At 61.7% G+C, this 7,128-nt stretch carries 8 protein-coding genes; 7 read left to right on the top strand and 1 reads right to left on the bottom strand.

Annotation, left to right across the window (positions count from 1 at the left end; all coding sequences use genetic code 11):
• The 6 genes from A5906_RS41455 to A5906_RS17120 all read left to right on the top strand — a co-directional run.
• Positions 1 to 247, top strand: a 247-nt coding sequence (locus A5906_RS41455; RefSeq protein WP_210189982.1) for a hypothetical protein, incomplete at its 5' end; no start/stop codon positions are given.
• 55 nt (positions 248 to 302) lie between these two features.
• The gene (locus A5906_RS17145; protein ID WP_080136538.1) at positions 303 to 530 is read left to right on the top strand and encodes a hypothetical protein; all 228 of its coding nucleotides are present in this window, start codon (positions 303 to 305) and stop codon (positions 528 to 530) included.
• A gap of 293 nt (positions 531 to 823) precedes the next feature.
• Positions 824 to 1,009, top strand: a complete 186-nt coding sequence (locus A5906_RS17140; protein ID WP_136615294.1) for a hypothetical protein — start codon at positions 824 to 826, stop codon at positions 1,007 to 1,009.
• Between the two features lie 11 nt (positions 1,010 to 1,020).
• Positions 1,021 to 1,206, top strand: coding sequence for a hypothetical protein (locus A5906_RS17135; protein ID WP_080136536.1), 186 nt, complete (start codon positions 1,021 to 1,023; stop codon positions 1,204 to 1,206).
• Between the two features lie 294 nt (positions 1,207 to 1,500).
• Entirely contained in the window at positions 1,501 to 1,704 is a 204-nt protein-coding gene (locus A5906_RS42585; protein ID WP_080136535.1) for a hypothetical protein, read from the top strand.
• 881 nt (positions 1,705 to 2,585) lie between these two features.
• Positions 2,586 to 3,476: a hypothetical protein gene (locus A5906_RS17120; protein ID WP_080136533.1), complete on the top strand. Its 891-nt coding sequence runs from the start codon at positions 2,586 to 2,588 to the stop codon at positions 3,474 to 3,476.
• 30 nt (positions 3,477 to 3,506) lie between these two features.
• Here the strand turns inward: A5906_RS17120 and A5906_RS17115 are convergent, their stop codons facing one another.
• Entirely contained in the window at positions 3,507 to 4,244 is a 738-nt protein-coding gene (locus A5906_RS17115) for an outer membrane protein (protein ID WP_145680284.1), read from the bottom strand.
• Between the two features lie 438 nt (positions 4,245 to 4,682).
• On the opposite strand from A5906_RS17115, the gene A5906_RS17110 reads away from it, so the two are divergent.
• Positions 4,683 to 7,128: beta strand repeat-containing protein (locus A5906_RS17110; RefSeq protein WP_161495405.1), on the top strand; the 2,446-nt coding region annotated here is incomplete at its 3' end.

Here is a 7,128-nt window from a genome sequence, read left to right as displayed (position 1 = left end):
GCCCGCGCTACTCCTGCGACCACCAGATGAGAGGGGATGGCCCCTCGTTGGCAAGCGGGAGACAGAAATGATTGAGCGCAGCAATCGCGACTGCAAAGAGCTGGACGACCGTGAATTGGAGTCCGTGTGCGGTGGCTTCATCAACGATGGAGGCTGCATTGGTCCCTGGATTGTGGATGGAAAGATCACGACCCATCAACCGGCCGGGCCGAACCCCTGGTTGCCTGGTGGCATCTTCCATCGCTGAGGACCAGACGTTTTAGCGTTTTCATCAACACATCATCTGACGAGGAGCGACCAACATGCTGAACCTGGAACATGCAAAACCTGAAATCATCGAACTGAACGATGCGGAACTTGAATCCGTCGTCGGCGGCAACTGGCTCGGCGACGCCTTCCGCGCCATCGGCGGCGCCATCAAGGACGCCGTTCAGTGGGTCGGCGGCTTGATCTTTGGCGGCCTGCAGGGCCCCGGCAATCTGCGCGGCCCGTTTGGCCCGGGCTCGGGGCCGGGGCAGCCGCCTCTCTGAGCTGGTTTTTTCCTGAGCTGCTCGCGAATTGGAGGTCGCCACGTTCGGCGGCCTCTTCCGCTTGGAGCTAAAGCTCCGTCCGCATCTGACGCCAGACCTGTCGGTTGGGTTGCCGATGAGTTGCTCCGGTTGTCCGGAAGCTAAGCAGGTGCGGAATGTTGCCCAAGCGCACTTGAATTGAGAGACTGTGCGCGTCTTCGCAGACTCGAGGCCCCGAGGGACGTGATGGATGTCACGGTGTGCCAGAGCAGGATCTGCTCAGATCCGTTCCAGAAAACTTGAGGAGCATCCAGATGAACAGCGAACTGAACCTGCGTGAGCTGGAGACCGTGTGCGGCGGAGCGCGCAACAGTGACGATGCCCGCGTAAGAGCCTTTCTCAACGCCTTCCACGAGACAGTGGAGGCGGGACAGGCCGCGGCAACACTCGAACTGGCCCGAAGCCAGGGTTGCCTCGGCCCGACCTATGGAAAAATCTGAAGGAGCCTCCGATGCGTTCGGCCAGAGAACTCACGGATCGCGAACTTCGCGATGTCAGCGGCGGCATGAAAGCCGACACGGGAGTCAGAAACCCAGATGTCGTCGATGCACGGGGTGGCTCGATGGTGATCTACGGGGTACGGCTCACTTACGATCAGAACGGGCACTGCAGCAGCATTGCCCCGGTCAAGACGTAGTGCTGAGTTGCCAGCGTCGGCAAATCTCAAAGTCGAGAGCGAATGGACGTCAAATCTCCTCCGTCACATCGTAGTCTAGGACCAGCCGCCATATGCGGTGATACGCTGACGGCCAAAGGCCTCCTGCGGGAGGCCTTAAGCTTTTTGCCGCGACGTCGATGAATCGAGTTTCGCCGGCGCGACAGGTCCAGCGGCAGCATTGGGTGAGGCGTATCACGGACGCTCCCGTCCACTGGGTCCAAAATGCCCTCATTCAACACCCGCACTCCAAAGTGCCAATCACAGGAGAGAGCAATGAGCGACATGGCTATCCAGGAGCTGAGTTCCAATGAAATGGACCAGGTTGTCGGCGGTAAGGTCACGGTGATTGCCGAGAAGGGTTATGTCGGCATCGAAATCTCTGTCGGCGGCTATGGCGTGGCGGTATGGGCAACCCAGGGTTCGCTGTGTGGCCAGGTGGTGACTCCGAAGAGCAACAATTCCGGGTGTACACCGTAGCCGCGTGCCCGGCAGGCCTTGGAAGCCCGGGAAGTCGCCGATCTAGATTCTTGTAGATCCTTCGCGACGGGCCGTTCGGAGTTTGCTCAAGACAGACGTTCGTGCCGAAATCGAAAGCTCGATCGAGCAGCATGACGCAACGATCACGCAGGTTCTGGTCGTGCTTTTGGTCAAGTTCGCCAGCGCCGTTTGCAAACATCAGCGCGGGACACGGCTTCAGGCGCCATGCTGTTTCATCTCCATTGCTGTCGCGTCCGGTCTGCGGATCCAGCCATTCGGCTAAAGCGCGGTTGCGCTCATCGACTGCTCGAGCGCGCGTGACGACGTGGATCCGCCCGATCCTTTCCGCGGCCGCCGCGGCGGCGTTCGCTGGCATGGAGGTCCGGCTTATGGCCTCGATCAACTCCCGCCTCCCCAGCACCCGTCTGGCATGAGTCGCGGGCAGCCAGAGCATGTCGATGGACTTCGGCCTGAACCTGATCGTGACGGCATCCGGTCTGAATGGTTCGGCACGTTTCAGATCGCGTCGTTGGCTTTCAGGGAGGGATATGCGCTGCCTGCTTTTTCTTCTGTTGATCCAGACCCTTAACGGGGGCCAGTAGCTCCCCGCTGCTGCTGGGATTGCCACTCTCCGCCGGACTTCAGAAAAATTTTGCAGACGTCGGCCCGACTCCATGAGATGCATGAGCACGCGAAATGCCGCGCGCGGGGTGGCGATCGACAGGTTCGGGTCTCGGATCGGAGCCGCCGGGCTGCTCGTTTTTCAAAGTGCGTTCGACAAGACCGTCGCGCGCCGTTGGCGGTCCGTGAGCCCGGGGGGGACGCTTGGGATTTTTTGCGATTGACGGTTTCGGACCGTCCGCCGGGTTGTCCCGACGCCGATGGCGATGACTGCCGACGATATCCTGGCGCATGCGGCGTTGGAGAGCTGCGTTCGTGGCCAGGCTCAAGCGTTGCTGGCGATACACGATGCCAGCCCGCGAACTTCGTCGCCGTTCGCGACCCAGCAGCGCTGGCTGATGAGTCAGGCGATGCTGGCGGCTTATTTTCGCAACGAGGCACAGCAGACCGATTCCGGAATTCTGCCCGCACGACTGGTCGATCCGATCGTTGCCCACGGACTTGCAAGCCGCAACACTGCGTCAGCCTTCGTCAATGAGATGCTGAAATACGGCATCGTGCGCCATGTCACGGGAAACGAAGGCCGGCGCTATCGGCCGATCGAGCCGTCGCCAATGGCCCTTGCAGTGTTGTCGCATTGGCTGGGGGCGCATCTGACGGCGCTGGACCGGCTCGATGGCGGCTACAGGTCGGTCGAACTGCGTGAGCGGCCGGCTCTGCTCAGCGCGATTCAGCCGCTCATCGCCGATGGCCTGCTGGCGTCGCGCGCGGTTCGGGAGCCGAACGGAACCTTCTCGCTGTTTACCTGGATCGACGATGGCGGCGTCGTGATGGATCGCCTGATCGTCGGGTGTCAGCAGGATTCGATCGCTCTCTCACGCATTCCGACCGATGTGACGTCGGTTTCGTGGTTGGCGCGGGGACTCAATCTGTCGCGGAGCCAACTCGCCCGCAAATTCGCCACCGCCGAGACGATGGGCAGCCTTGGTTGGTCCGGCGTCCGCGGCAAATCCGCGTTGTGGGTATCGGCCGAATTCTGGCGCGAGTATCACGCCGCGCAAGCGGTGAAGCTCGCCATCATCGACGCGGCTTTCGAAGCCTGTCGTCCGTATTGCGAGGGCGATCAGGCGCGCGGCGTAGCGGCAACCTGATGATGCCGGTCATCGCGATATTCGCGAGGATCAGCCGTGCCAGAACCGATAGTCAAGACCGAAGCGAATCTGGTCGAACCGCTCGCCGCGCGACCAGCTGAAGGTCTGGGCGCTGCCTCTAAATCCGGCCGTCGATACCGAACTGGTGACGTTGCCGAGATCGACATGAAGCCATTCGGCGCGCGCAAACCAGTTGCCGTCGATATTCCATTCGCCGCCGAGGCCAGCCACCCATCCAGACCGCGTCACCGAACTGCTCGACGTTCCCGCGGTCGCTAAGGGCGACACGCCGCAGCCGCCGACAAGACAGCTCTGCGTGGCGGTTGTATCAATGCGTCCCCAAGCGGCGCCGCCGGTGACGTAGATCAGGAATTTGTCCATGGCGATGGCGCCGAAGCGGCCGCGCACCGTCGAAAGCCAAGCGGTCTTGCTGCTCAGCGAATCCGTGCCGAAGCCGGTATCGCCGCAAACACCCGGCACGATGGTCCCACGGCAGAAGCCGTATTTGGCATCGGTGTAATCGCCATCAGCTTCAATGCCGACGAGCCAGCGCTGGGCGAATTGCCAATTGTAGCCTGCTTGCACGCCACCGAGAAATCCGGTCGCGTTATTCCGATTGGCAGCCGGAAATGCGCGACCAGGGAGAGTATCCGTAAAATTCGACGTTCCCGAATTCGAATTGATGACGCCGCCAATGTTGCCACCGATATAAAAGCCGGTCCAGCTGAGCGCCGGCGGTGCGGCGACCACGGGCGCCTTCACGGCCATGTCAGCCGCAAACGCCGGCGTCGCGATGAGAGCCGCAAGGCCAAGAATACTGAGCGCGACTTTGTTCAATGCCCCCTCCAGAAAAACATTTCGTCGGCACGGACGAATGAAAGCAATTCGTGGTTGACCCTAGCATCCGAAAATTGCGCACACCACTACTATGTGAAGGCAGTAGCGTTCGCGGCATTTCAGGAAGCCGACTCAGACGATTCATCCACGCCCGATTCATCCACACCGCGCGGATTTTGCACGGCGTCGATTATCGTGGAGCGTCATTGTGAACGCGCATTCAGCGTCGTTGTGAACGTGCATTCACGACAAGGTCATGCATCTGCTCATTTTTGGGGTTCGCCCCGCGCATGAGGGCCGAACTGCCTTGCGCTCGAGACTGGCCTAAACGATACGTGATTCAGCCGATGGTAATCGGGAGAGGTGGCGGTGAAGGCGAAGGGTAAACGTACGAGCAAATCGTCGGACGGCACGACTGCCAACTTCCGCCCCCTGAGCGCGGACGACCTCGATGGCATCGTTGGCGGAAATATCACGCCGCCTCCCGGTCAATTCAATTCGATTGCGGGGTTCGATACATCCCACCTGAATCTCGATGCCAACTCGATGCTCGCCGGCGTCTCTTCTCAGGAGATCGCGCAGGCCGTCGTCAATCACCAGACCAGCGAAACGCAGGCGATGCATTTGATCGAAGCGGTGGCGGCCTACGATCAGACTCACGTCACACAGGGGCTTGCTGCCTTTGCCGGCGCGATCACGCAGACTTCGGGCCACAGCAATGATGGTTATGTGGTCGGCGCCGAGATCGGCCATCTGATCGCCGCGGGGCAGGTGAGTGCCACGCAGGCGATATCGGACATTGCGGGAGCAGTGACTGCGGGGCAGTCGACCGGTCATGTGGCTGTCACCATGCTCGCGGGTATGAGCGGACCAGTTTCCGCGAGCGTTCAGGCCGCGGCTGGAACGGAAATCGCGGCGCTGGTGACCGCGGGCAGCCTCACCGCAACACAGGCCGTAACCGACATCGTCAACGCAAATGGTGCGGCGGGTGCGCTGACCCTCGATCAAGTTATCAATGTCCTTAACGATGCAGCCGTCACGCCAGCGATGCACTCCGCGGTGGCGAGCGAGTACAACAGCCTGATGGCGGGCGGTCTGACTACGGGCAACCACATCACCGCCGATATCGGAGCCGCAGCGGCGCAGTCCTATTCGGGGATCAGCCACGATCCGACCGCCGACATGAATATGATCATGGTCGCGAAAACGCTGACCATGGATGCGGTTATTGCTGGCGATTATGGTGCTCTGGCTGCTTTCCAGCCGTTGTTGGCCACGATGCAGAACGCCGTCGCCAACGGCAACGAGTCCGTTCTCGACAACGCAGTGGCCAATAGTGTGCTGTCGCTGGTGAATGCCGGCGGCCTCACGCTGACGACGGCCGTTGCGGATCTGGTGCAACAGATCAACAGCCACGCCATCAGCGGCGATCAGGGCTTTGCGCTGCTGAATTCGCTGGTGAACCTCGCGCCGAACTACTCCAATCTTGCGAACAACGTCGGTAGTCCGCTCTCGGTCGATGCCGTACTCAATCAACTGGCGCCGGCGAGCGCGCAGACGGGGAGTCTTTCCGACGTCGTCGCCGCAGTGAATTCCGGTCGGTTGGCAGTGGGGCAGGCCATCGCCGCATTTGGCGGCCTTGCCGCCGGCTCGACGGTCGCGCAGATCACGGCAGGTGCCGACATCGCCGGATTCATCCGTTCGGGCTATATTACCACCAGTGCGGCCATTGCTGACATCGTCAGCTCCAACTGGTCCACTACGGAGACGTTCAATTTCCTGCTCGGCATGGCGAGCAGCGGCAACACCGCGATCGCGGGCGCCGCGATTGCGGAAATGCCGAGCGTAAGCTCGCCGTCGCAGGCGACCGCCGCCATCAATTCCGCCATTGGCCTGACCGCGCTCACGCCGACGCAGGCGCTTGGTATCCTGGTCGAGTTCGCCGGTTCGACCGGTACGCAAGCGGCTGTCGCCGGTGAGATCGATTCCCTGATCTCGAACCACCAGCTGACCGCGTCGCAGGTCATGACCGCCATCGGCGGCGCGGTGACCTCATCGACTCTGACCGCGACGGAAGCCGTGACCTTGCTGGCGGACATCGCGGCGCCGGCTTCCACGGCCGTGCAGACCGCCGTCATCGCGGAAATTGCGTCCTTAATCACTGCCGGCGATCTGACCGCCGATCAGGTGGTCACGGCGCTGGCCGGTCTTGTCGCAGGCGGCGGGGCTGCGATGCAGTCATTCGTTGCCACGGAGATCAGCGCGCTTGTCGCGGCGAACCAGATCACGACGGTGCAAGCATTCGCCGACATCGCGGCCGCAGGTGCTTCACATGTTCTGAACGCCGGTCAGACGATTGCCTTGCTGGCGTCTTTGGCTTCCAACTCAACGCCTCTGCAATTCACCCTGGGGTCCGACATCGCCACGATGATCGGGTCGGGTGCGATCACGGCAAGTGCGGCGGTGACCGACATCGCCGGCCTCAACCTGTCGGCGTCGGAGGCATTCAACATACTGCTTGGCCTTGCAACCAACGGCGATACAACGACCGTAAGTGCCGCCGCCGCGGGAATGGCGAGCCTGCTGTCGCCAACGCAGCTGGTCAGCGACATCGACGCCGCCATTGCCACTTTCACGATTACCACTGCGCAGGGCGTGGGCCTGCTGATCCGCCTCGCCAGCAGTGCAAACATGATATCGGCGGTCGCCGGCGAAATCGATGCACTGATCGCAAGCAATCAGGTCTCCACCAGCACGGCAATGGCGAGCATCGGCAGCGCCGTGACGTCGTCCGCCCTCACGGCGGCGCAGGCGG

It is taken from the genome of Bradyrhizobium sacchari, from assembly GCF_002068095.1.
In the GTDB taxonomy this organism is placed as follows: Bacteria; Pseudomonadota; Alphaproteobacteria; order Rhizobiales; family Xanthobacteraceae; genus Bradyrhizobium; species Bradyrhizobium sacchari.
Note: the sequence above shows the minus strand (reverse complement) of the source record. Positions and strands in the feature narration are given on the sequence as shown.

Excerpts from the sequence above, each read along its gene's own strand:
- A5906_RS42585 (WP_080136535.1), top strand. The coding sequence starts at position 1,501 with ATGAGCGACATGGCTATCCAGGAGCTGAGTTCCAATGAAATGGACCAG.
- A5906_RS17115 (WP_145680284.1), bottom strand. The coding sequence starts at position 4,244 with ATGGCCGTGAAGGCGCCCGTGGTCGCCGCACCGCCGGCGCTCAGCTGG.
- A5906_RS17120 (WP_080136533.1), top strand. The coding sequence starts at position 2,586 with ATGGCGATGACTGCCGACGATATCCTGGCGCATGCGGCGTTGGAGAGC.
- A5906_RS17140 (WP_136615294.1), top strand. The coding sequence starts at position 824 with ATGAACAGCGAACTGAACCTGCGTGAGCTGGAGACCGTGTGCGGCGGA.
- A5906_RS17135 (WP_080136536.1), top strand. The coding sequence starts at position 1,021 with ATGCGTTCGGCCAGAGAACTCACGGATCGCGAACTTCGCGATGTCAGC.
- A5906_RS17145 (WP_080136538.1), top strand. The coding sequence starts at position 303 with ATGCTGAACCTGGAACATGCAAAACCTGAAATCATCGAACTGAACGAT.